Source organism: Cohnella nanjingensis, assembly GCF_014212125.1.
GTDB classification, from domain to species: Bacteria; Bacillota; Bacilli; order Paenibacillales; family Paenibacillaceae; genus Cohnella; species Cohnella nanjingensis.
Map to the genome: position 1 here is coordinate 52773 of NZ_JACJVP010000030.1, position 23568 is coordinate 76340.

Genomic DNA, 23568 nt, shown 5'->3' on the forward strand with positions numbered 1-23568 from the left:
CGCTAGCTTCTCAACCGCTTCTCGTATTTGCTGTAGCTGCCGTTCGCATTCTCCGCTCTGCCTTCGTACATATAGCCAAGCCCGGCATAGAAGGCGTTCAGCACCGGATTGTCCGCGAGACAGTCCAGCCGGATACGGTCCTTGCCCGGGAAGCGGACGTCCGTCTCGACCCACCGCATGATCCGACCGCCCAAGCCGCGCCCGGCGGTCTCGCGGTCGATGGCAAGCCGATGCAGGTAGACGGCGGACGCATGCCCTTCCGCCCCCCACAGCTCGCGATCCCAAGCGCTGGGTTCGCGCAGCAGCATGACCATGCCGGCGATCGCCTCTTCCCCTTGCGGCCGGAAGACATAGACGTCTCCGCGCGAGATCGCTTCGACCGTGCGATGCGAGTCCTCGCCCGCGAGCAGCGCTTGCCATTGCGTGGAGCCCAGGCTGCGGAACCATTCCGCCGTGCGGACGAGCAGCCGCATGACCGCATCCGCGTCGGCGGGCTTCGCTTGATCCGCCCGGAACGCCGTCCCGATCCCCGCTTCTACTTCCCTGCCGTCGAGCTTCCCTGGTACCGAGTTTGTCTCTTCTGTCATCCTGCGCCACTCCCGCGTTCCGTTTTAAGTTGATCTACCTTCTCTTTGTTTGCCTCGATGAATAACGACGAATAGCCTGAATCCCACTGCTTGCTTTGTCGTCCATCCGGGCGGTGCGCGATTCTGCGAAGCCGCCGCCTTGGAATCGTTTGACTCCAGTGTATCCGATTCCGGCGATGTTTTCCTGCCTTTTCGACGAAGCCTTGCCGAACGCGACAAAAAGCCGGCAAGCGGTCGGACCGCAATGCCAGCTGTGTGGCCTACTAGGGGTGAAAGCGCTAGGACTTGTCCGCGGCTCGCCAATCCCGCACGCCGTTGTCTTCGATAATGCCGAGGGTCACGTCCGCGATATCCGGATCTCCGAGCAGCCGGTCGCGGATCTGGAACTTGATGTCGTCCGCATCGGCCAGCGCCAAGCCCTTCTTCAGCTCGATCAGGCCTTCCACGTGATAGTAGCGGCCTTCCTGCAAGATGCGCATCTGATAGATGTCGACGACCGACGGATCGGAGAGAATCAGGAGCGACACCTTGTCCTCCACTTCCTTCGGCGCGGACACGCCGATCAGGCCGACCATGTTGTCGTAGCCGACCCGGAACGCCACGAAGATCATGAGCAGCCCGATGAGGATCGTCGCGAGACCGTCGAACGCATGGAACGAGCTGAAGGCCGAGACCAGAACGGCGATGAGGGCGAGCAGCGCGCCGGACGTCGCCACGAGATCTTCGTAGAAGACGAGCCGGGTCGGCGGAGCCGCCCGCTTCACGTTGCGGAACGCGCTGACGAAGAGCGCCCCGCCTGCGTTCTCGACGCGGGCTTCCTTCAAGATCTCCTTCATGGCCTTGATCAGAACAAAGCCGTCGACGGCCAGCGACAGGACGAGCACGGCCAGATTGATCCAGACGCCCTTGGCATGCACGGGATGCTTGACGAGGTGGATGCCTTCCTTGATCGTCTCGTACGCCATCAGCGTCACGACGATGACCGCGATCATGCAGAAGATGTTCACGACCCGGCCGAAGCCGGTCGGGAATCGCTTCGTGGCCCGTTTCTCGGCGAGCACGCTGCCGGTGAAGACGAATGCCTGGTTGACGGCGTCCGCCACCGAGTGCATCGTCGAAGCGAACATGGCGCCGCTGCCCGTCATGAACGCCGCGATCCCCTTGACGATCGCGAGGCCCGTATTGCCGAGGGCGGCCGTGCCCGAGGATGTATTGCCTTTCTTGATTAGCGAGAAAAAGGATTGGGATTCTCCGCTCACGACAAATAACTCCTTCAATAGGGATCGATCATTGTTTATGGCCATAGAGCCGGTTACGGATGTTATACCCTGCCTAGCGGCTCCCGATGCTCGTCGCAAGCGGCCTTACTTAAAGTCATTCCACACGAAATCCGCGGACAGCACGCCGACGCTCGGTTCCCCGGCCGCCCAAGCTTCGCCGCTCGCCGCTTCGGGCATGCGGAAGCAGACCAGATTGCGATGCAGCCCGAAGGCGCGGCAGACGGCGGGCCTGGCCGGATGAATCCCGCATTTGTCCTGGTCCTGGTCATAGAAGATGCACGTGCCGAAAAACCGCAGCTGGCCTTCAAGCTTCGACCGCGCCGGCAGCGGCATCCCCCGGACATATTTGCGGATGCGCTTCAGCTCCGATTCGGTGATCGGCACAGGTCCGCAGCACATCCCCCTGCAGCCTTGACACGGCAGTTGAGGCATATCCACTCTCCAATCCGTTTCATTGACTTTAGTATATTTTTATGTTAACATTATAGATCTATTAATCTCAGTTATATTACCATGCTTTCCCTTTCCTTTTCAACCCTTCCCGATACGACGAATCAGGCAATCGACATCCGGATCTCCCGGTATGGCGATTGCCTTTTTTAATGCAATGCGTTCGCGCAATAGCGCTATCAATGCGAGGTAGCCCTAGCAACCTGGACAAAAGTAACTCGGCACGAACTTCATCGACGGTTGCGCGTATTTCGCGGACTTTATTTGCTGAAGCGTTCGTCACGGTCCCAAGCGTTGTATTTGTACCACTTATCCTCTATCGGAGGTTCGTCATCGCCTGCGTCCGCATTGGTTCCGAACGTGATTCATGCCTTTCCTAGCCCTCGCAGCAACGGCAAAAAACCGCGCGGCGCGCGGCTTTTTTCGTCTCCAGCTCCTATCGTTTAACTTACTTGTGCTTCAGATGCTCGTACGTGACGTGGAAGATCTCGGCGATATGGGCGTCGTCCAGCGAATAATACACCGTCTTGCCCACTTTGCGCCGCTTCACCATCCGGACGTTGCGCAAGTACCTTAATTGGTGGGAGACGGCGGATTGCCCCATCTCGAGCAGGACCGACAGATCGTGCACGCAGAGCTCCTGCTGCAGCAGGGCGCCGATCAGCTTGACGCGCGTCGGGTCGCCGAGCGCCTTGAACCATTCCGCCATCTCCGCGATGGACGGCTCGTCCAGCATCTGCGCCCGGATCGTCCGCAGGTCCGCCTCGGTCCCATGGCAAGACGCCTCGCACTCTTCGAGCAACGGTTGTTCGACGGCTTTTTCCAGTTGTTCCATGCCGGGGTCACTTCCTTCTTCTTCGGTATAGGGAGACCGCGATCGCGAAGACGATCAAGAGTCCGATGACGAACGCGATCGTCGCGCCGGCCGAGAATTCGGTTTCCGCCAGGTGATCATGAGTGGCGTTCTCCGCCATGAAGGGCAGCGTTCCTCCCCTTAGGGCCAGCGTGGTCAGCAAAGTCGTCGACATCCTTTCGTGAACGGGAAATGATTCTATTATAACGGGTAAAAGGCGGAAAGCGCACGTTCTGAATGCGGAAAACCGAACTTGGGCAAGTCTAATCGGATGTTGGAATTGACAGGAACATGCTTTTAGGAGTATCATATGAGCATATATTCATATGTTTTACGGAAGCGGAGTGATAGCGATGCGGGAATATCGCGTGAACGGTCTCTCCTGCGCGAATTGCGCGGAGGATCTGGAGAAAGAGATCAAGCGGTTGGACTACGGCGAGACGGCGTCGCTCAGCTATCGTTCCGGCAAGCTTCGGATCGACGAACGCATGGCGCTCGATCAAATTCGGCGCATCCTCCGGTCGGACGGCGCGGCGATCGCGCTGCCCGCCGCCGAGGCGCAGGCCGGACCGGATGCTGCAGCGCAGGTGCTTACCGGCGAGCACGCTGAGGGCCAGGATCACGCGGGTCACGATCATGCGGGTCACGATCATGCGGGCCATGAGCATGCGGGCCATGAGCATGCGGGTCACGATCATGCGGGCCATGGCCATGGAAGTACCGGCCATGCCGGGCACGATCATGACGCACCTGCGCATGAAGGCCATTCGCACGGCGAACACGACCACGATCACGGAACTTCGAACCACCGGGCCGTCGTCTCCCTCATCGTCTCTACGATCATCTATGCCGGGGCGCTCATCGTCGACGCCCGCCTAGGCGGATCGACGGGTATCCTCCTTTACGCAGCTGCGGCTGTTCTAAGCGGGTATACCACCTTCATGCGCGGATTGAAGAACCTGGCGAAGCTGAAGTTCAATATCGATACGCTGATGACGGTAGCCCTGGTCGGCGCCGCGGCGATCGGGGACTGGAAGGAAGCGACGCTCGTCGCCATCCTCTTCGGCCTGAACGAATGGCTCGAGGGGCTCGGGATGGAGAAAGCCCGCAGGTCGATGGCCTCCTTGCTGAGCGCGGCGCCGAAGGAAGCGACGAAGCTGACGGACGGCGGGGAGACGGTCGTCCCCATCGCCTCCCTCCGCGCCGGCGACCTCGTCGTCGTGAAGGCCGGCGAGAAGATCCCTTCGGACGGGACGATCGAGAACGGCCGAAGCTCCGTGAACGAGGCCGCGATCACGGGCGAATCGATCCCGGTGGACAAAGCGCCGGGCGAGACGGTCTACGGCGGCAGCATCAACAACGAAGGCTTGCTGCAGGTTCGGATCGCCAAAGCCTACGAGGACTCTTCGCTCGCGAGAATTCTCCATCTGGTCGAGGAAGCGCAAGAGACCAAGACGCCGACGGAGCTGTTCATCAACCGTTTCGCGAGATACTATACCCCGATGGTGATGATCGTAGCCGCGCTCGTTCTGCTCGTCCCGCCCCTGTTCTTCGGAGGCAGCTGGTCGAAGTGGCTGTACCAGGGCTTGGCCGTCCTCATCGTCGGCTGTCCCTGCGCCCTGATCCTCTCCTCGCCGATCGCGATCGTCTCCGGCATCGCCCGGAACGCGCGCAACGGCATTCTCGTCAAAGGCGGCGTCCATCTGGAGCAGCTGGGCAAGCTCGATACGCTGGCGTTCGACAAGACCGGCACGTTGACCGAAGGCGAGCCTTACGTGGTCGAGACCGTCGTCTATGACGAGAACCGTTTCTTCGCCGTGGCCGGCGCGATCGAGCAAGGCTCCGCGCACCCGCTGGCAAGAGCAGTCATGCGGGAGATCGGCAGCCTCGGCCTCTCGCTGCCGGAAGCGGCGGAACTCGTCACGATTCCCGGCCGCGGCGTCGAGGCGCGGATCGGAGATCGGCGTTACCGGCTGGGCAACGAGCAGAGCGCCGCGGAGCTGTCGCTGGACGGGCAAGCGCTCGAGGCGATCCGTTCGCTGAAGGACAAGGGGCTCACGCTGGTGCTCCTCTCCGACGACCAAGGCCTGCTCGGCATGTTCGGCATCGCGGACCGCATCCGGGAGGAGAGCCGTTCGGTCGTTCAAGAGCTGTACCGCAGCGGCATTCGGCGAACCGTCATGCTGACCGGCGACCACGCGAAGACGGCGGAGCAGGTGGCGGCCGCCGCCGGCGTAAGCGAGTACTATGCCGGCTTGATGCCGGAGGACAAGGTAGCCAAGGTGAAAGAGCTCGCGGCAGGCGGCACGATCGGCATGATCGGCGACGGCATCAACGACGCGCCGGCGCTCGCTTCCGCCGATCTCGGCATCGCGATGGGCAAGGGCACCGACAGCGCCATCGAGACCGCGGATGTCGTGCTCATGCAGGATCATCTCGGCAAGCTTCCCGAAGCGATCCGCATCGGACGCCGCGTGAACGGCATCATCCGCTTCAACATCGGCGTCGCGATGGGACTGAAGCTTCTCGCCCTGCTCCTCACCATTCCCGGCTGGCTGACGCTGTGGATCGCGATCCTCTCCGATATGGGCGCGACGATCTTCGTGACGCTGGTAAGCCTAACCGTGCTGATCCAGCGCAACCGCAGCTAAGCTGGAACGCGATACGCATACGGCAAAACGCCCCTCTCCGCGAATGCGGGAGGGGCGCTTTTTTCGTGAAACGAGTGCGATTTAAGATTCGAGTCCGTGCTCCTCGCGGATCCGGTACAGCCCTTGGATCAGCAGATCGGCCGGATCGCGGTTCAGAAGGAAGTGCGCCATCAGGATATGGAGCGGCATGGCGCAGACGTTGTTCCCTTCCTTGATGGACGGGAAGCCCGCTTCGAGAACCGGCCCGTGCTCCTCGTGGAGATCCAGGTCGACGTGCACCGGCTCGGGGGCGAACTCCTCGCGCACGGCTTGGGCGCAGTGCGGTACGATCTGCTTATCGATGAGCGCTTTGGCTTCGTCTTCGGATTGCGGCGGACGCGGCAGCAGCACGCTCTCCGGCGACTTCATGAGATCGACGAAGAATGAGGAGAGCCAGAGCGACGGGTCCTGCTTCTGCTGGAAAGTCGCGAGCATCTCGCGCAGGAAAAAGCCGCTGACGTAGGCTTGTCCGTCCGGCACCTTGACCTGGTAGCTGAAGATCGGGCCGTAGACGTCGTGGTTCAGCACCTGCCCTTCCACCTCGTGGTCCTCGAACCGGACCTTGAGCGCTTGCAGGCCGTTCCAATAGAGCGCGGCTATGAGTTCGTTCGTTTTCTCTTGATCCGGCGCGGCGGCTTGCCCGTCCGGCTGTTGGTTGTCAGTTGTCATCGTTATCATCACCCTGCCTCTCATCATAGCATCCCAGCGCCCGAAGTGAAAGCGCTCTTTGTCAGAACGTGCGGTAGACGTAAGGGTCTTTGGGCGGCTCGATGCGGTTCCAGGACGTCACCTTCAGGACGGGAATCGTCTGCTTGAACGGCTGGTACAGCTCGGAGGAGAGCTTGCCGCTGACGTGCACCCAATCGTCGTTGCTCAGCACGGTGCCCTTGGGAAATTCGACCAGCATGCCGAATACGCCCGAATCCGCGACGCAATGAATGAAGCCGAACCGGAACACGAAGTATTGCTCTCCGCTTACCTGCTGTCCTTTGTAGGCAAAGCCGTCGAACGACAGGTTCCGGTCCATGAACGAAGCCGCGTAGTTGTAGACGACCTCCATGCCTTTCAAGTAATTCGCGTCCGTCAGAGCGATGTCCTTGACATCCGCGAACTCGGCAAGCTCTTTGTTCTTCACTTTGTCGTAGCCTTCCGCCCCGTAAAAGACGCTCGTGTCGGGCCGCAGGAACTGATGATTGCCGGGGTCCTTCTGGCGCTCCTCCATCGACGGAAAAGAGAAGCCCTTGGCGGCCACGAAGCTGGAATCGAGCGTCGCGACCGGCAGGAAAATCCCCGTCAGGATCGGAAACGCGAGCACCGCGTACGTGAACAGCCGGCCAAGCTTCGAGGAAGTCCCGTGCGAATGGCCGAAGGCGTCGTGATCGTGGCCGTGGCTATGATCTTGGCTGTGAACATGCGGGTGACCATGCCTTTGATCGTGTTCATGGCTATGATCGCGGCTGTGGCTGTGGACGTGCTCATGGTCGCGATGATGCCGATCGTGATTGTCCGAAGCATCCGATGACTTGGCAGACGACTCGCCCGGTATTTCTCCCGCCTCGGAGGCCGTCGCTTCCCTTGCTAGCTTGGCCTTCTCCGTCCGCTTTTCCTCGCGGTAGACTTGGATGAATTGGTACAGGCCGAGAAAGCCGAGCAGGACGATGGCGCTGATCGACAGGTAGGCGTACTTGGTATTGATGTATTTGTCGATGTCCCCGGTCCGGTGCAGCAGCAGGAACATGAACGCGAATCCGAACAGAATGGCGAAGCGGATCATCCGAACAACCTCCCTACGAGCAGGGATCCGAGCAAGGTGAAGACGACGACGAGACCGATCAGCGTCGCGACGAACTTCGCGCGGAAGGTCGCGAGCAGCATCAGCGTGTTCTTGATATCGATCATCGGACCGAATACGAGAAAGGCGGACAGCGAGCCGATCGTGAAGCTGCTGCGGAATGAAGAGGCGATGAACGCATCCGCTTCCGAGCAGAGCGACATGACGAAGGCGAGCGCGATCATGACGAGCGAAGAACGCAGCGGATCGCTGCCGAGATGCAGCAGCGTCGCGGTCGGCACGAACGTCTGCATGCTGGCCGCGAGGAAGGCGCCGATCACGAGGTACTTGCCGACCGAGAAGAATTCCTCGATCGCATGCGAGACGACCTCGCCGAGCTTGGCCGAGAGCGGCCTCGCCGGTGCCGCCGACGGCATCTCAAGCCCCGGCTCCAGCGCCGCGGCGACCGGCGCTTCGTACTCGCGCATCGGCAGCTTCGGGAACGCGAACGACAGAATCAGCGCGACGCAGAACGCGACCGCGATGGCGAGTCCCGAGCGGATGCCGACCATGCGCCAATCGTTGCCGAAGGCGATATAGGTCGCGAAGAGCACGATCGGATTGATGATCGGGCCGGTGAGCATGAAGGCGATGCCCGCATGCAGCGGCACGCCTTTGCGCAGCAGTCTGCGGGTGATCGGCACGATCCCGCATTCGCAAGCGGGGAACAAAACGCCGACCCCGCATCCGAGGACCGTGGACAGGAGGCGATTCTTCGGCATGACTCGCGCGATCCATTGCTCGGTCAGGAACATCTGGATCAGCCCGGACACGAGAACGCCGACCAGCACGAACGGTATAGCCTCCATCACCATGCTGATGAAGATGGTGTTCAACTGCAAAAAAGCGTTCATGGCTTTCCCTTCCGTTTCGTAATATGGCTATCGCTATCTCTCATTATGGACGTTTTGAACGAAATCGCAAATCGCAGGGGCTCCTGATTTCTCCATTGCTTTTTTGCACGGCAGGCTGTAAGATATTGAAGCTTATTTCGATCGGGAAGGAACATCATCGTGCAAGAATCGCAGAAAAAACCGCCTATCGCTCCTATCATCCCGTTGATCGTCGGCATGATCGCCATCTCGTTCTCGCCGATTCTCGTCCGGTACTCGCATGCGCCCGTCTCCGTTCAGGGGATGTGGCGCATGCTGTTCACGCTCGTCGTCATGCTCCCGTTCGGACGGAGCCAGCTTGGATCGGTTCGCCGCATCGCGCGCCGGGATTGGCTGCTGCTGCTTGCGGCCGGCTTTTTCCTCGCGCTGCACTTCCTGCTCTGGATGGCTTCGCTGGACTACACGTCGATCGCGAGTTCCACGATCATTCTGTCTTTAGAGCCCGTATTCGTCATGTTCGGCGCCTACTTCGTCTTCAAAGACCGCACGAACAAGTGGGCCTTGCTCGGCATGGCGCTCGCGCTCGTCGGCGCGGTATGCGTCGGCTCGGGCGATTCGGGCGTCTCTGCGGACGCCATTCGGGGAGATGTCCTCTCGCTCCTCGGCACGCTGGCCGTCGCCGTCAACATGCTGATCGCCAAACGGATCCTGACGCGCGTCTCCTCTTATCTGTACAGCATGATCGTGTTCGCGGTAACCGGTTTGTGCTTCGCCGCGTATAACGTCGCGCTCGGTTATCCGATGTTCGGATATGCGGGGAGGGAGTGGCTTGTCTTCGCGCTCTTGGCCATCGTGCCGACGGTGTTCGGCCACATGATCTTCAACTGGCTGCTGTCCTACGTCAAAGCCGCCACCGTCTCCATGACGGTGCTGGCCGAACCGGTCGGCGCCAGCATCCTCGGCATGCTGATCTTCCGCGAGATGATCACCGGCTTCCAACTGATCGGAGGCGCAGCCGTCATCCTCGGCTTAATTCTCTACATGCGGTTCGAGCATGCCGCGCCCGCTCCGCAGATCGAGTCGCCGATCGCCGCCGACCGGACAGCCGGCTGACCCGCACGGACCGCGACGCCGATCAGGCAGCCCGAACGTTCGGCAATGAACGTTCGGGCTGCCTTTTTAGGTTTCCGGCATTGGGCCTCCCCGTTGCTGCCCCAAGACGTCTCTCCTTCTCCTGCAGGCGTCTCGAAGCCGTTCAAGTAGACGGTCAGGATCTCCCCTTCGCTTAATTTCAGATCACTATATCAGGTTGAAAAGCCGGCTTCAAAAGAAAATAAAAGTGATTGCTCACTTCCAATTTACGCGTCATCGGCATATAATCAAGTTTGAAATGAGTGATTACTCGCTTTTTTGAGACAAGGAGCGTGTGCCATGAACGATTATCCCTCTCCTGCCGTTCCGGCCGTAGAGCTCGAAGCGGTCGCCCGAAGCTTCGGAAGCCGCACCGTCCTCGAAGGCGTGACGCTGCAGGTCGCGCGCGGCGAGCTGTTCGGCCTGCTCGGCCCTTCCGGCTCCGGCAAGACGACGCTGATCAAGCTGATCACGGGCATCGACGCCGCCGACAGCGGCACGGTTCGCCTCCTGGGCGAACGAATGCCGAAGCTCTCGATGTTCCAGCGCTTCGGCTATTTAGCGCAATCCGACGCGCTGTACGGCGAGCTGACCGCCAAGGAAAATCTGCAGTTTTTCGCGTCGCTCTTCGGTCTCTCCGGCACGCGGCGCGACGAACGGATCCGCGCCGCGATGGGCGTCGTGGACTTGCTCGAACATCTGAACAAACCGGTGAACGCGTACTCCGGGGGCATGAAGCGGCGCCTGTCGCTCGCTATCGCCCTGCTGCACGAGCCGGAGCTGCTCCTCCTCGACGAGCCGACCGTCGGCATCGATCCGGTGCTGCGCCAGTCGATCTGGCGGGAGCTCCTCGCCATGCGCGACCGCGGTACGACGCTCATCCTCACGACGCACGTCATGGACGAAGCCGACAAGTGCGACCGGATCGGCCTCATCCGCGAAGGCCGCCTGACCGCCGTGGGCAGCCCGTCGGCGCTGAAGGCGCAGACCGGCACCGATACGATCGAAGACGCATTCATCGCGCTCGGGGGAGGTGCGCGGGCATGAGGGTACGCGCTTTGGCGATTCGGATCATCCGCCAGTTCGTCCGCGACAAACGGACGCTGGCCCTGCTTTTCCTCGCGCCGCTCCTCGTTCTCTCGTTGATGTACTTCGTCTTCAACGGACAGGAAGTGAAGCCCGATCTGGGCATCGTTAACGCGCCTGCTCCGTTCGCCGAACGGCTCGCCCGTCTGGACGCGCATATCGTCGCCTATCCGAACCCGGATCAGGCCGAGCGCGCGCTGGCGGACGGAGATCTCGACGCAGTGCTGACGTTCGCGAACGGCCAGCCCGCGCTGCGCCTCGAAGGCAGCGATCCTTCGACGAACAGAGCCGTTCTGCTCCTGCTGCAGCAGGCGATGCAGGCGGAAGTTCCCGGCGTGCAGCTGCAGATCTCCTATCTGCACGGCAAAGCGGATCTCACGTCGTTCGATTCGTTCGGTCCGGTGCTGATCGGCTTCTTCTCCTTCTTCTTCGTCTTCCTGCTCGCGGGCGTCGCCTTCCTGCGCGAGCGTACGACGGGCACGTTGGAGCGCCTGCTGGCCACGCCCATCCGCCGATCCGAAGTCGTCGCGGGCTATCTGAGCGGGTTCGGACTCTTCACCCTGCTGCAGGCCGCCTTGATCGCCTGGTATGCGATCGGCGTCCTGGGGCTCTATATGGACGGCTCCATCTGGCTGGTGCTGCTGCTGAACCTGCTCCTGTCGCTGACGGCCTTAACGCTGGGCACGCTGCTCTCTTCCTTCGCCGGCAGCGAGTTCCAGATCATTCAGTTCATTCCGCTCGTCATCGTGCCGCAGGTCTTCTTCTCGGGCTTGTTCAACCTGGACGCGATGAACCCGTGGCTGCAGAAGCTCAGCTACGCGATGCCGCTCTATTACGGCGCGGATGCGATGAGGAGCGTTATGCTCCGCGGCGAAGGCTTCGCGGATATCCAGACGGACGTCTACGTGCTGCTCGGCTTCTCCGTCGCCTTCGCGGTTCTGAACGTCTTCGCCTTGAAGAAGCAGCGGGCGATTTAACGCTCTCCTCCTTTCGTGCTATGATTCAAGTAAAAACGGTTTCGCCATCTTCTCGAAAAAGGGCGCCGCGTTTTTATCGGAGGTCATACAGAGATGGATAGGCGTAAAATTTATACATTATGCATGACTAAGGAAACGCGGCTTGGGAACGGGCAATGAAGGGATTGGGAGTGGACATGTTGAGAGAGAACGACGAGCAACTGGAACCTTGGATGCGGGAACTGCTGGCCCAGGAAGACGGGGCGCCCCGCATGACGGAGAAGCAGTCCCGCATTATCGCGGCGGCCGTCGAGCTCTTCGCCGAGAAGGGCTACTCCGGCTCGTCCACGAGCGAGATTGCGCAGCGGGCCGGCGTCGCGGAAGGCACCATCTTCCGCCACTACAAGACGAAGAAGGACCTTCTCTTCTCGATCGTGACCCCGGCGATGGTCCGGATCATGGCGCCGTTCGTCCTGCGCGAGTTCGGGGACGTGCTGAAGACCGAATACGCCTCTTACGAGCAATTTTTGCGGGCGATGATCGAGAACCGGATCGCTTTCCTGAACAAGAATAGGCGGCTGTTCAAGATCATCGTGCAGGAGTTTCCTTTTCAGCCGGACCTGCAGGAGCAGTTCAAGAAGTACGTCTTGTCCCATGTCATCGAACGGCTGAAGCTCGTCATCGACAAGTTCAAGGCCGACGGCCTCCTCATAGACCTGCCTTCGACGACGGTCATCCGGCTAAGCGTCTCGGCTGTGATGGGGTACGTGCTCGCCCGGACGTTCATTCAAGATCAGAGCGAATGGGACGACGAAGCGGAACGGGAAGCGACGATCGCGTTCATCATGAGAGGATTGACGCCCTAGGCGCCTTCCTCTCTTTTTCTTTTCCTGGCGGTCCGGTTGTCCGGATGAGGCGCGAGCGCTCGGGTTGAATCGCGCGATCTCGAATCTTTATAATAAGAATGGAAAAGACGTCCTACCCATCCGAATCCCGAAAGCGAGGAACGCATGATGAACATTCGATATCTGGGCCACTCCTGCCTCGAGATCAGCGACGGGAGCCATACGCTGATCATCGACCCCTTCCTGTCCGGCAACCCCAAGGCGCAGGCGACGGCGGACGAGATCCGCGCCGATCATATCCTGGTGACGCACGGGCATAACGACCATGTCGGCGACACGGCGCAGATCGCCAAGAAAACCGGAGCGACCGTCGTCTCGACGCCGGAAGTCGCCGCCTTCATGGGCTGGCAGGACGTTCGCGCGGTCGGCATGAACATCGGCGGCACCTTCGACCTGGGCTACGCGAAGGTGAAGATGGTCCAAGCCTTCCACAGCTCCGGCTACGTCCTGCAGGAAGAGCGCCGGATCGTCTACATGGGCATGCCGACCGGCTTGATCGTAGAATGGAACGGTCATTCGATCATGCATACCGGAGATACCGGCCTATTCGGAGATATGAAGCTGATCGGCGAGCGCAATCGTATCGATCTCGCTTTCCTGCCGATCGGAGGTCACTTCACGATGGGCCCCGAAGACGCCCTGCTCGCAGCCGAATGGCTCGGCGCGAGCCACGTCGTCCCGATCCATTACGATACGTTCCCGCTAATCGCCCAGGACGGCGAGGCGTTCGTGCGCGCGCTTGGCGACAAGGGCATCCGCGGCACGGCGATGCGGCCTGGGGACACATTGAAGCTCTAATCGAATCGTCCATGACAAAGGCTGCCTCCCGCGAGCAATCGCGCGGAGGCAGCCTTTGTTGTGCGGGAGGAACCTCCCTCCTAACCTAGCAATCTATGGTATAGAGATTCCTTTCTACCACGACCCTATCTTTCAAACGACTTCCTGGATCTGTCAACCGCTGCCCCATTCCCAACATTTAAGCATAGGTCGCCGCGCGAATTTTCATTAGAATAGAAGAGTGCGTGCAATTCTAGTCTATGGAAACGAGTGATAGCACTTATGTTCAACAGTCGCGCCTTCCTGCGCGGACTCGCGGCCGCCGCGCTGCTCGTCGGCGTCGGGAGCCGACTGCCGCTCCCGGCATCGGCCGCAACTGCGTCGCTGCCCTATGACGATATAGCGTCGAGTTACGCCCGTTCGGCGATCGTGCGCCTTTCCGATCGGGATGTCGTTCATGGCAAAGCCGAACGCCAATTCGCCCCGCTGGCGCCCATCACCCGCGCCGAATTCGTCGTGATGATCGAGCGGCTGCTGCGGCTGGCCCCGGCGAACGCCGTCATCCCGGCCTACGCGGATGCGCCGAAGACGGCCTGGTTCTACGCGGAACTGCAAGCGGCGGTTCAGCTGGATATCGCGCGGGGCACGTCCGCGGACCGCTTCGAGCCGAACCGCCAAGTGACCCGGCAGGAAGCCGCCGTTCTCCTAGCCCGCGCGTTGAAGCTGACGCTGCCCGCGAACGCCGCCGATACATACGGATACGCGGACGCCTCCCGCATCGCCGTTTGGGCGGCGCCAGCCGTCCTGCGGCTCGGCCAGCTCGGCCTGATGCAGGGCGACGGCGGCGCCTTCCGTCCGGCGGATCCGATCACCCGTCAGGAGGCCGCCGTCCTGCTGGACCGCGTGTTGCAGCGGCCGGACTGGCTGGCGCAGATCGACCGGGAGCCGGCGGACCGCATCCAGATCGGCTGGCAGTATGGCCAGACGACCGCGCAATACGAGAAGCAGGTCGCTTCGTCCAACGTCAACCGGCTCTCGCCGCGCTGGTTTTTCTTGAGCAAGACCGGGGTGACCTCGAACGTCGATGCGTCGCTGGTCGCCTGGGCGCACGGCCGCGGCAAGCAAGTGTGGGCGATGGTCGGCAACCGCTCGGATCAGGCTTTGACGCATCAGATCTTGTCCCAATCGTCGCAGCGGGATGCCGCGATCGACGCGCTAACGGCGCTTGCGAAGCAATATGGCATCGACGGGCTCAATCTCGACTTCGAGAACGTCGCGCCGGCCGATCGCGCCGATCTGACCCGCTTCGTCGCCGCGCTGGCCGACGCGCTGCATAGCGAGAATAAAGTGCTGTCCGTCAACGTCTCACCGGACCTCGGCTCGGATTGGACCGAGGCTTTCGATTACGCCGCGATCGGCCGCCAAGCGGACTATGTGGTGCTGATGGCGTACGACGAGCATTGGAGCGGCGGGGCGGCAGGCTCCGTCTCCTCGCTTCCGTGGCTGCGCCGCGGCCTCGAGAAGCTGCTCGCGGCGGTGCCAGCCTCGAAGACCGTCCTCGCCCTGCCGTTCTACAATCGCGACTGGACGATCGGGGGCGCGGCGGCGGCGGGCTCGACCGAACGCAGCCTGGTGCAGCAGAACGAGACCGTGCGCGCCCTCGGGCTGAAGCCGGCGTGGGACGCTTCGCTGGGCCAATACACGGCGCAGTATGTCCAAGCCGGGGTGCGGCATGCGCTCTGGCTGGAAGACGGGCGCTCGCTGACGCGGAAAATGCAAGCCGGTCAGGCGCTGGGCATCGCCGGCTACGCTTATTGGTATATGGGCGGCGAGAGCGCGGATGTCTGGAATAGCCTGCGCAATGCGGCCCGGTTCGGCGCATATACGTTCGATTAGATGCGCGCGTGGCTGATCTTCCGTCACTGGATCGGCGCAAAAGCCGCGAACGCCGAAAAACCGCCGTCTCCCCAAGGAGACGGCGGTTTTTCGCCAGGGCCTATTCATGCGTAGAACAAGAAGTATAATACCACGCTGACGCCGATGCCCCACAGCGCACCGACGAATACTTCGATCGGCCGGTGGCCGAGCAGTTCCTTCAGTTCCTTGACCGGATGGACCTCGCCGTGCAGGTCCGGCATCTTCTTCAGGAACCGGTTGATGATCGACGCGTGCATCCCCGCGTGCCTGCGGATGCCCGCCGCGTCGAACATGATGATGGAGCCGACGACGGCCGCGATGGCGAAAGCGGTCGACTGAACGCCTTCACCGATACCGATCGCCGTAGCGAGGCCCGCCATCGCCGCCGAATGCGAGCTGGGCATGCCTCCCGTGCTGAAGGCCATGCCGGTCTGCCAGGAACGGCCTCCGAAGTAACGGATCGGAACTTTGACCGCCTGGGCGGACAGGATCGCGACGATGGCCGCGATCAGCGGAAAGTTGTGCAGAATGGGCAAACCGACACCTCCGTTCCCATGGTCGTCTCCCCATTATACCTTATTTCGGCCGAACGCGGGTCGGGCTTGCCATCCGACTCCGGTCGGGTCTTGCTTCTCTTGTTTCCCCCATGGAATTAGCGGGCCCGGGACTTCGCTTTCTTCTGCAGCGGCGGCAGATGCTTCATCGTCCGCAGCATCGGTCCTTTGCACATCGGGCATTGCTGGTCCTCGGTGGCGAACTCTTCGCGCACCCAAGCCTTGCAGGTTTCGTTTTTGCATTTCCAGATTTTCGTGAGGCTGAGCTTCGGTTTGTCTTCTTCGTTGGTGGTCAAATTCAAGCGCATTCCTTTCGAACGATCGTTAGAGACAACCGGAATAATATAGTCCTTCCGGGCCCTTCAAGTCAAGTCGAAGCCGCATTCTTGAATTGGCTGAGGAACATCCGGCTGTAGATCCCTTCTGCGCGGATGAGCGATTCGTGCGTGCCGCGCTCGGCGATGCCGCCCTTGTCGACGACGAGGATCGTGTCGGCGTCGCGGATCGTATTGAGCCGGTGCGCGATAACGAAGCTCGTGCGGCCCTTCATGACCTGCAGAAGCGCATCCTGGATGTGCAGCTCGGTCCGGGTATCGATGCTGCTCGTCGCCTCGTCGAGGATCAGGATCGACGGCTTCGCAAGCATCACCCGCGCGATCGCGAGCAATTGCCGCTGCCCCTGGCTCAGGTTCCCGCCGTTCTCGGTCAGCATCGTCCCGTACTGCCGCGGCAGCCGCCGGATGAAGCCGTCGGCGTTCGCCATCCTGGCGGCGGCCCGGATCTCCTCGTCCGAAGCTTCCGGACTGCCGTACTTGATGTTCTCCTTGATCGTGCCCGAGAACAAATACGTATCCTGAAGGACCACCCCGAAGCAGCGCCGGAGGCTGTCTCGCGTATATTCGCGGATATCCCGGCCGTCGATCAGGATGCGGCCTCCGGTCACGTCGTAAAACCGGGTGAGCAGTTGGACGATCGTCGTCTTGCCCGCCCCGGTCGGTCCGACCAGCGCGATGCTGCTGCCGGCCTCCGCGACGAAGCTGACGTCCGTCAGGACCGGGACGTCCGGGCGGTAGCCGAAGCTCACGTTCTCGAACACCACCTGGCCGACCGGCTTCTCCAGCGCGATCGCGCCCGGCGGATCGTCCGGCTCCTCTTGCTCGTCCAGCACTTCGAAGACCCGCTCCGCGCCGGCGACGCCCGATTGGAGGACGTTGAACACGTTCGCCAGATCGTTGAGCGGCCGCGCGAACTGACGGGAGTAGCTCAGGAAGCTGGCGATGACGCCGACGGTGATCGAGCCCTTGACCGCCAGAACGCCGCCGACGATCGCCACCGTCGTCAGCCCGATGTTGTTGATGACGCTGAGCAGCGGCATGAGGAAGCCGGACCAGATCTGCGCCTTCGTGCCGATCTCGCGGAGCTGCGCGTTCACTTCCTCGAACTCCTCCACGGCTTTGCGTTCGCGGTTGAACGCCTTGACGACCAGCAGCCCCGAGATCGTCTCCTCGATGTGCCCGTTCATCTTGCCCAGATCGTCCTGCTGCCGCTTGAACAGCTTGCTCGTCTGACGGGTCACCGTCCGCGCGAGCAGATAGACGAGCGGCACGGTAATCATGCTGGCCAGCGTCAGCAGCGGACTGAGCACGAGCATCATGACCAGCGATCCGATAATCGCGATGACGCCGGACATGAGCTGCGTCGTCGTCTGCGAGATGCTCGTGCTGACGTTGTCGATGTCGTTCGACAGGCGGCTCATGATCTCCCCGTGCTTGCGGGTGTCGAAGAAGGCGAGCGGCAGCTTTTGCAGCTTGGCGAACAGCGCGCCGCGCATCCGCCGGACGACCTTCTGCGAGACGCCCGCCATGACCCACCCTTGCGCGAAGGACAATACGGCGTCCAGCACGTAAGCGGCCGCGAGTCCATACAGCACCGCGTACAGCAAGCCGAACTTCACCGCGCCCTTCCCGCCGTCCATCCCGTCGACGGCGACGCCGATCAGGTACGGACCGACCAGCCCCAAGGCGGCGCTGACCAAGATGAACGCGAAGACGAAGGTCAGCGAGCGGCGCTCGCTCCCCAGGTCCCGCCAGAGGCGGCCCAGCGTTCCCTTGAACTGCTTCGGCTTCTGCACGGGACCTCTCCCTCTCACGCCGAAGCCGCCTCCCGGTCCCCGCTGGATGCCGGCCGGCATGGGCTGCGGCGCGGGAGGCCGCTCATGGGCCTGTGGCATTCGTCATCGCCTCCTGTCCCATCTGGGATCGGTAAATCTCTTGATACACGCGGCATTCCCGCAGCAGGGAGGCATGCGTGCCGATGCCCGCGATCTCGCCGTCGTCCATGACGACGATCTGATCCGCGTCGATGACGGACGAGATGCGCTGGGCGATCAAGAGACAGGTGAGCCTGCCTTCGTAGGACTTCAGCGCATCCTTGATCGCCGCTTCGGTCACCGCGTCCAGCGCGCTCGTGCAATCGTCGAGGATGAGAATGTCGGGCTGGCGGACGAGCGCTCGCGCGATGGACAAGCGCTGCTTCTGCCCGCCGGACAGGTTGATCCCGCCCTGCCCCAGCTTGGCTTCGTAGCCCTCCGGCAGCGCGGTGACGAAGCCGTGCGCCGAAGCCGCCCGCGCGGCGGCTTCGATCTCCCGCCCGGTCGCGCGTTCGCTGCCCCAGCGGATGTTGTCCGCGATCGTACCGGAGAACAGCACGGTCTGCTGCGGCACGATCGCGACCCGTTCGCGGATGGCCTCCGGGTTCAACCGCCGGACGTCGGCGCCGTCGATGCGCACCGTCCCCCGCGTCGCATCGTAGAACCGCGGAATCAGGCCGACCAGCGTGCTTTTCCCCGCTCCGGTCGAACCGATGATGCCGATCGTCTCGCCCGGCCGGCAAGCGAAGGCGATGTCCTTCAGCACCGGCTCGCCGTCCGGACCGTCATAAGAGAAGCCGACGCCTTCGAACGCGATGCGCGGCCGCGGCGCCTCGGACGGATCGGCCGTAGGCTCGGCGCCAGGCGTGGGCGCGGACGCGTCCCATGTCATCGCGCTTTCCTCTGCGAACACTTCCACGATGCGTCCGGTCGACGCCTTCGCGCGCACGAACATGTTGAACACCATCGAGATCGTCATGAGCGAGAACAGAATCTGCGTCATGTAGTTCACGAAGGCGATAATGTGGCCGACCTGCATGTGGCCCGCGTTCACGCGGATGCCGCCCAGCCAGACCACCGCGACGATGCCCAAGTTCACCGTGAGGGTGATGGCCGGGCTGAACGGCGCCATCGACCGCATCGTCGTGATCGACTGGCGCTGATACGCCTCGTTGACCCGCTCGAACTTGTCGGTCTCGTAGGCGAAGCGGTTGAACGCCTTAACGACCCGAACGCCGGACAGGTACTCCCGCATGATGCCGTTGAGCCGGTCGAGCGACCGCTGCACCTTCATGAAGAGCGGGAAGCCGACCTTCATGTTCAGCGCGATGAGCGCGGCTACGAGAGGCACGACGATCGCCAGCACGACCGACAGATGCGGATTCAGCCGGACGGCCATGATGAGTCCGCCGATGCAGAGCAGCGGCGCCTTGGCGAAGATGCGCATCATGCCGTTGACGAAGTTCTGAACCTGGGTGATGTCGTTCGTCAGCCGCGTGACGAGCGACGCGCGGTCGAACCGGTTGACGTTCGCGAACGGGAGCGATTGGATCTTGCGGAACAGATCTCCCCGCAGCTCCGCTCCGAACCGCTGGGAGACGTGACTGGAGACGATGTTGCGGCCGGAGGCGGACAACGCCCCGAACCCGGTGATGAGCAGCATCCATCCGCCGTAGCGGAGCACGACGTTCATGTCGCCCGCGCTGACGCCTTGATCGATCATGTGCGCCATCAGCGTCGGCAGCAGCAGATCGCATACGGCTTCTCCCGAGACCAGCAGAAAAGCGATAACGAAGGAGAAACCGTACTTTCGAATGTATTTGGTCATATAACGCAAGCGGCGAGCCCCCTCTCCAGGATGACCTGCACCCGGTTACGCGTTCCGGTTGAAGATGACGAGCTTCGTCTCCGTCAGCTCTTCGATCGCGTACCGGACGCCTTCCCGGCCGATACCGCTCTCTTTGATGCCGCCATAGGGCATATGGTCGACGCGGAAGGTCGGGATATCGTTGATGAGTACGCCTCCGGCGCGCAGCGCTTCGGCGGCTTGCAGCGCCGTGTCGAGCCGGTTCGTGTAGATCCCCGCCTGCAGGCCGTACGCCGAATCGTTCACGCGCGCGATCGCTTCTTCGATCGACTCCGCCAGGTTGACGAGGACGACCGGAGCGAACGCTTCCCGGCAAGAGATGCGCGCATCATGCGGCACGTCCAGCAGGATCGTCGGCGCCAATACCCCGTCCGTCAGCGTGCCGCCGGCCGCAAGCTTCGCGCCGCGCCCGACCGCTTCCTCGATCCAGTCCAGCGCCCGTTCCGATTCGCGCGGCGAGATCATGGCCGAGACGTCCGTCTCCGGATCCAGCGGATCGCCGATGCGCAGGCGGCTCGCGGCTTCCTTCAATTTCTCCACGAACGCGTCCCGGATCTCCGGCATCACGTAGATTCGCTGCAGCGAGATGCAGACTTGCCCCTGATAGGAAAAAGCGCCCGCGGCGCAACGCTCGGCGACGGCGTCCACGTTCGCGTCCCGGTCGACGATGACGGCGCTGTTCGAGCCCAGCTCCAGCGTCACCCGCTTCAGCCCCGCTTGCGCGCGAATGCGGGTCCCGACCCCGACGCTCCCCGTGAACGAGAGGGCGTCGACGCGCGGGTCGGCCACGAGCTTCTCGCCGAGCAGCTTGCCGTCCCCGGTAAGGACGTTCAGCGCGCCGTCCGGCAGCCCGGCCTCGGCCAGCAGCTCCGCGACGAACAACGCCGTCAGCGGCGTCTGCGGCGCGGGCTTCAGGATGACCGTATTGCCGGCGGCCAGCGCGGGTCCGAGCTTGTGCGCGACCAGATTCATCGGAAAGTTGAACGGGGTGATCGCGCCGACGACGCCGACGGGCTCCCGCTGCGTGAACGCCAGCCGCCCTTCCCCGCCGGGCGCCGCGTCGAGCGGGATCGTCTCGCCGTGAATGCGCTTCGCCTCTTCCGCGGAGAACTTGTAGGTCTGCACCGTGCGGTCTACCTCCGCGTAAGCCGCCTTCAGCGGCTTCCCCGCCTCCAGCGCGATGAGCCGCGCGGCCTCCTCCCGCCGGCCGTCCAACAGTTCCGCGAGCCGCTCCAGGATGGCAGACCGCGCGTGCGCAGGCAGCGCGCGCATCGCCGGCTTCGCCGCCACGGCTGCCGCGATAGCCCGATCCGCGTCCGCTTCGGACGCCAGCGCGACTTCGGCGAGCGGCGCCCCTCCGTAAGGCGCGGACAGCGTCTCGTACGCCTCGGTCTCCGCCTTCCGACCTTCGATCCACAACCACTTGCGCTGCATGTGCGCCAACCTCCTCCGTATACTTAAGCACTAAACCTTTCGAATATAAACAGAATAGCACTTGCGCGCCTGACGTACCAAGTAAAAACGGTCTGCCGTCTTTTCGGAAAAGGGCGACACGTTTTTATCGGAGGTCATACAGAGATAGTTAGGCGTAAAACTTAACCATTCCGTATGACTAAAAAAAGCGTTGACTTCCCGGCAGGTCCCTCCTATATTCATAGTAGTTCCGAATTATTTTTCTCATCGAAATAATTAATCGAAGCGGAGGGTACGATCTCATGCAAATCTCGCTTGGCGGCTATTCCTTCAACAACCTGTTCCTGGACGGCAAGATGGACGTCTTCGGCTACTTGGAGACGGTCAAGCACCGGTACCGGCTGAACGCGGTGGATCTGTGGAACGCCCAGATCGCGGAGCGGACGCAGCCCTATCTGACGCTCTTCGACGAATCGGTCCTCCGCAAAGTCCGCGAGGCGCTGGACGAACGCGAGCTTCGCCTCGTCAATATCGCCGTCGATACGGCCCATCTCTGGGATCCGGATCCCGACGCGCGCGAGGCGCTGCGGCGCAACGCGGAAGCCCACCTTCGGGCGGCCGTCCTGCTCGGAGCGGAGACGGTCCGGATCGATACCGGCGGATACGGCGATCAGGCGTTCTCGGAGGAGGCGTTCGAATGGATCGTTCGCCAGTACCAATCGTACTGCCGGTTCGCGAGCGACCACGGCATGAAGATCGGGCCGGAGAACCATATGGGTCCTTCCCTCGTGCCGAGCGAGATGGCCAGGCTCGCGAAGGCGGTCGACGATCCCGCCTACGGCATCCTGCTGCACATCGGCCGCTGGAACGAAGACCGCGAGGCCGGCGACGCGCAAGTCGCCCCATGGGTCGTACATACGCATTTCGACGCCAAGACGGCTGCCGCCGAAGACGCGCCGAACGTCATTCGCCGCTTGCGGGACGCGGGCTATCGCGGCTACTGGGGCGTCGAGTACAATGCGCCCGCCCCTACCGCTTATACGGAGATCGAGCATCTGCTCGCGCAAGTGAAAGTCCGGCTATCCGAAGCGCAAGCCGCGGACGAAGCCGCAACGAGAGGAGCCTGACCCCATGAAGACGATCAAGATCGGCCTGATCGGCGCCGGACAAATCGGCAAGCAGCATCTGGAGCGATATGCGTCGATTCCCGGCGCGGAGATCGCGGCGGTTTGCGACCTGAACGCCGAGGAAGCGAATCGGGTGGCGCAACAATACGGCATTCCGCAGGTCTGCTCCGACTTTCGCGAGCTGCTCGCGCAGCCTGACATCGATGCCGTAGACGTCTGCCTGCACAATAACTTCCACGAACCCGTCTCGACCGAAGCGCTCTTGGCCGGCAAGCACGTCTATTGCGAGAAGCCGATTGCGGGCGCCTACGCGGACGGCCTCAAGATGGTGGAGACGGCCAAGCGCGCCGGCCGCATGCTGCACATCCAGCTCGGGCAGCTGTATACCAAGGAGACCAAGACCGCCAAGCAATTGATCGACGCCGGCAAGCTCGGCAAGCTGTATCATGCCCGCTCGACGGGCTTCCGCCGCCGCAATCGCCCCTACGTGGACGGGTACGGCACGCCTGCCTTCACGCGCAAGGAGATCGCCGGCGGAGGCGCCCTGTTCGACATGGGCGTCTACCATATCTCCCAGCTGCTCTACCTGCTCGGCAACCCGCTCCCGCTGCGCATCTCGGGGCAGCTCTACCAGGAGATGGCGATGGATGAAGCGAGACGCGCGAACAGCGGCTTCGACGTCGAGGAATTCGCCGCCGGCTTCGTGAAGCTGGAAGGCGGCATCACGCTCGATATCGCGGAATCCTGGGCGATCAGCCTGGGCGGCTTCGAGGGCAGCGCCATCGTCGGCTCGGAAGGCGGCATCCGCTTCCCCGGTTCGATCTCGAACGGCGAACGGCACGGCTTCTCCTTTCACGCGACGACCGCCGATCTCGACGTCGACGGCAAGATCGATCTCGACTTGGCCGATCTGCGCCGCCGCCGGCTCAGCGAATTCCCGGACGCCTACGAATCCTCCCAGCATCATTGGGTCGCCGCGCTGCGCGGCGAGGTGCCGCTGCTGAATACGGCGGAGATCGCCCTGCATACGATGCTCATCAGCGAAGGCTTGTATCTGTCTCACGAAAAAGGCCGCGAAGTGACGGCCGACGAGGTGCGCGAGTTTTCCGTCTCGCGTTCCGTCCGGCTCTAAACGCCCAACCCTACTTGAAAGGACCGGTCA

22 protein-coding genes are annotated in these 23568 nt (G+C 62.3%); 9 read left to right on the top strand and 13 right to left on the bottom strand.

What is annotated here, in order from left to right:
- Positions 1-2: 2 nt before the first annotated feature.
- From H7C19_RS18635 to H7C19_RS18655, 5 genes are all read right to left on the bottom strand, one after another.
- The gene (locus tag H7C19_RS18635) at positions 3-587 is read right to left on the bottom strand and encodes a GNAT family N-acetyltransferase (RefSeq protein ID WP_185670559.1); all 585 of its coding nucleotides are present in this window, start codon (positions 585-587) and stop codon (positions 3-5) included.
- Between the two features lie 278 nt (positions 588-865).
- Positions 866-1846, bottom strand: a complete 981-nt coding sequence (locus tag H7C19_RS18640; protein ID WP_313731796.1) for a cation diffusion facilitator family transporter — start codon at positions 1844-1846, stop codon at positions 866-868.
- A gap of 105 nt (positions 1847-1951) precedes the next feature.
- Positions 1952-2299 (bottom strand): YkgJ family cysteine cluster protein, encoded by a 348-nt coding sequence (locus H7C19_RS18645; RefSeq protein WP_185670561.1) that lies wholly within the window; start codon positions 2297-2299, stop codon positions 1952-1954.
- 466 nt (positions 2300-2765) lie between these two features.
- Positions 2766-3152, bottom strand: a complete 387-nt coding sequence (locus H7C19_RS18650; RefSeq protein ID WP_185670562.1) for an ArsR/SmtB family transcription factor — start codon at positions 3150-3152, stop codon at positions 2766-2768.
- Positions 3153-3159: 7 nt separating this feature from the next.
- Positions 3160-3333, bottom strand: a complete 174-nt coding sequence (locus H7C19_RS18655) for a hypothetical protein (RefSeq protein WP_185670563.1) — start codon at positions 3331-3333, stop codon at positions 3160-3162.
- Positions 3334-3523: 190 nt separating this feature from the next.
- Between H7C19_RS18655 and H7C19_RS18660 the strand changes: the two genes are divergently transcribed.
- On the top strand, positions 3524-5821 hold the full coding sequence (locus H7C19_RS18660) for a heavy metal translocating P-type ATPase (protein WP_185670564.1): 2298 nt from the start codon (positions 3524-3526) through the stop codon (positions 5819-5821).
- Between the two features lie 81 nt (positions 5822-5902).
- Here H7C19_RS18660 and H7C19_RS18665 read toward each other — a convergent pair whose 3' ends face one another.
- The 3 genes from H7C19_RS18665 to H7C19_RS18675 all read right to left on the bottom strand — a co-directional run bounded on the left by H7C19_RS18665 (position 5903) and on the right by H7C19_RS18675 (position 8545).
- A complete protein-coding gene (locus H7C19_RS18665) occupies positions 5903-6529 on the bottom strand; it encodes a polysaccharide lyase family protein (protein ID WP_185670565.1) in 627 nt (208 codons plus the stop codon).
- Positions 6530-6590: 61 nt separating this feature from the next.
- Entirely contained in the window at positions 6591-7634 is a 1044-nt protein-coding gene (locus H7C19_RS18670; RefSeq protein WP_185670566.1) for a TIGR03943 family putative permease subunit, read from the bottom strand.
- Complete coding sequence (locus H7C19_RS18675; protein ID WP_185670567.1) at positions 7631-8545, bottom strand: permease; 915 nt, start codon at positions 8543-8545, stop codon at positions 7631-7633. Before H7C19_RS18675 ends, H7C19_RS18670 begins: the two co-directional genes overlap by 4 nt.
- A 204-nt stretch (positions 8546-8749) precedes the next feature.
- Between H7C19_RS18675 and H7C19_RS18680 the strand changes: the two genes are divergently transcribed.
- The 6 genes from H7C19_RS18680 (at position 8750) to H7C19_RS18705 (ending at position 15275) form a co-directional block, all read left to right on the top strand.
- The gene (locus H7C19_RS18680) at positions 8750-9637 is read left to right on the top strand and encodes a DMT family transporter (RefSeq protein ID WP_246469598.1); all 888 of its coding nucleotides are present in this window, start codon (positions 8750-8752) and stop codon (positions 9635-9637) included.
- Between the two features lie 318 nt (positions 9638-9955).
- Entirely contained in the window at positions 9956-10702 is a 747-nt protein-coding gene (locus H7C19_RS18685) for an ABC transporter ATP-binding protein (RefSeq protein ID WP_185670568.1), read from the top strand.
- Positions 10699-11718, top strand: a complete 1020-nt coding sequence (locus H7C19_RS18690; protein ID WP_185670569.1) for an ABC transporter permease — start codon at positions 10699-10701, stop codon at positions 11716-11718. The genes H7C19_RS18685 and H7C19_RS18690 overlap by 4 nt, the downstream gene beginning before the upstream one ends.
- 176 nt (positions 11719-11894) lie before the next feature.
- A complete protein-coding gene (locus H7C19_RS18695) occupies positions 11895-12563 on the top strand; it encodes a TetR/AcrR family transcriptional regulator (RefSeq protein WP_185670718.1) in 669 nt (222 codons plus the stop codon).
- A 147-nt stretch (positions 12564-12710) separates the two neighbouring features.
- Complete coding sequence (locus H7C19_RS18700) at positions 12711-13400, top strand: metal-dependent hydrolase (RefSeq protein WP_185670570.1); 690 nt, start codon at positions 12711-12713, stop codon at positions 13398-13400.
- A 261-nt stretch (positions 13401-13661) separates the two neighbouring features.
- Positions 13662-15275 carry an S-layer homology domain-containing protein gene (locus H7C19_RS18705; RefSeq protein ID WP_185670571.1) on the top strand — a complete coding sequence of 538 codons (1614 nt, stop codon included), beginning with the start codon at positions 13662-13664 and terminating at the stop codon, positions 15273-15275.
- Between the two features lie 104 nt (positions 15276-15379).
- Here H7C19_RS18705 and H7C19_RS18710 read toward each other — a convergent pair whose 3' ends face one another.
- The 5 genes from H7C19_RS18710 to H7C19_RS18730 form a co-directional block, all read right to left on the bottom strand.
- On the bottom strand, positions 15380-15832 hold the full coding sequence (locus H7C19_RS18710; protein WP_185670572.1) for a divergent PAP2 family protein: 453 nt from the start codon (positions 15830-15832) through the stop codon (positions 15380-15382).
- Positions 15833-15948: 116 nt separating this feature from the next.
- On the bottom strand, positions 15949-16158 hold the full coding sequence (locus tag H7C19_RS18715; RefSeq protein ID WP_185670573.1) for a cold-inducible protein YdjO-related protein: 210 nt from the start codon (positions 16156-16158) through the stop codon (positions 15949-15951).
- Positions 16159-16217: 59 nt separating this feature from the next.
- Positions 16218-18080 (bottom strand): ABC transporter ATP-binding protein, encoded by a 1863-nt coding sequence (locus tag H7C19_RS18720; protein WP_185670574.1) that lies wholly within the window; start codon positions 18078-18080, stop codon positions 16218-16220.
- A complete protein-coding gene (locus tag H7C19_RS18725) occupies positions 18064-19836 on the bottom strand; it encodes an ABC transporter ATP-binding protein (protein ID WP_185670575.1) in 1773 nt (590 codons plus the stop codon). Before H7C19_RS18725 ends, H7C19_RS18720 begins: the two co-directional genes overlap by 17 nt.
- Positions 19837-19872: 36 nt before the next feature.
- Positions 19873-21300, bottom strand: a complete 1428-nt coding sequence (locus tag H7C19_RS18730) for an aldehyde dehydrogenase family protein (RefSeq protein ID WP_185670576.1) — start codon at positions 21298-21300, stop codon at positions 19873-19875.
- A gap of 281 nt (positions 21301-21581) precedes the next feature.
- Here H7C19_RS18730 and H7C19_RS18735 point away from each other — a divergent pair, with 281 nt between their 5' ends.
- Positions 21582-22406: a sugar phosphate isomerase/epimerase family protein gene (locus H7C19_RS18735; RefSeq protein ID WP_185670577.1), complete on the top strand. Its 825-nt coding sequence runs from the start codon at positions 21582-21584 to the stop codon at positions 22404-22406.
- A 4-nt stretch (positions 22407-22410) separates the two neighbouring features.
- Entirely contained in the window at positions 22411-23538 is a 1128-nt protein-coding gene (locus H7C19_RS18740; RefSeq protein ID WP_185670578.1) for a Gfo/Idh/MocA family protein, read from the top strand.
- The last annotated feature ends 30 nt before the right edge of the window (positions 23539-23568 follow it).

Bases quoted from the DNA above. Each gene is read 5' to 3' on its own strand.
- H7C19_RS18675 (WP_185670567.1), bottom strand. From the start codon at position 8,545: ATGAACGCTTTTTTGCAGTTGAACACCATCTTCATCAGCATGGTGATG.
- H7C19_RS18740 (WP_185670578.1), top strand. From the start codon at position 22,411: ATGAAGACGATCAAGATCGGCCTGATCGGCGCCGGACAAATCGGCAAG.
- H7C19_RS18670 (WP_185670566.1), bottom strand. From the start codon at position 7,634: ATGATCCGCTTCGCCATTCTGTTCGGATTCGCGTTCATGTTCCTGCTG.
- H7C19_RS18690 (WP_185670569.1), top strand. From the start codon at position 10,699: ATGAGGGTACGCGCTTTGGCGATTCGGATCATCCGCCAGTTCGTCCGC.
- H7C19_RS18730 (WP_185670576.1), bottom strand. From the start codon at position 21,300: ATGCAGCGCAAGTGGTTGTGGATCGAAGGTCGGAAGGCGGAGACCGAG.
- H7C19_RS18705 (WP_185670571.1), top strand. From the start codon at position 13,662: ATGTTCAACAGTCGCGCCTTCCTGCGCGGACTCGCGGCCGCCGCGCTG.
- H7C19_RS18735 (WP_185670577.1), top strand. From the start codon at position 21,582: ATGCAAATCTCGCTTGGCGGCTATTCCTTCAACAACCTGTTCCTGGAC.
- H7C19_RS18715 (WP_185670573.1), bottom strand. From the start codon at position 16,158: ATGCGCTTGAATTTGACCACCAACGAAGAAGACAAACCGAAGCTCAGC.
- H7C19_RS18635 (WP_185670559.1), bottom strand. From the start codon at position 587: ATGACAGAAGAGACAAACTCGGTACCAGGGAAGCTCGACGGCAGGGAA.
- H7C19_RS18685 (WP_185670568.1), top strand. From the start codon at position 9,956: ATGAACGATTATCCCTCTCCTGCCGTTCCGGCCGTAGAGCTCGAAGCG.
- H7C19_RS18695 (WP_185670718.1), top strand. From the start codon at position 11,895: ATGTTGAGAGAGAACGACGAGCAACTGGAACCTTGGATGCGGGAACTG.
- H7C19_RS18660 (WP_185670564.1), top strand. From the start codon at position 3,524: ATGCGGGAATATCGCGTGAACGGTCTCTCCTGCGCGAATTGCGCGGAG.
- H7C19_RS18650 (WP_185670562.1), bottom strand. From the start codon at position 3,152: ATGGAACAACTGGAAAAAGCCGTCGAACAACCGTTGCTCGAAGAGTGC.
- H7C19_RS18700 (WP_185670570.1), top strand. From the start codon at position 12,711: ATGAACATTCGATATCTGGGCCACTCCTGCCTCGAGATCAGCGACGGG.
- H7C19_RS18720 (WP_185670574.1), bottom strand. From the start codon at position 18,080: ATGCCACAGGCCCATGAGCGGCCTCCCGCGCCGCAGCCCATGCCGGCC.
- H7C19_RS18645 (WP_185670561.1), bottom strand. From the start codon at position 2,299: ATGCCTCAACTGCCGTGTCAAGGCTGCAGGGGGATGTGCTGCGGACCT.
- H7C19_RS18665 (WP_185670565.1), bottom strand. From the start codon at position 6,529: ATGACAACTGACAACCAACAGCCGGACGGGCAAGCCGCCGCGCCGGAT.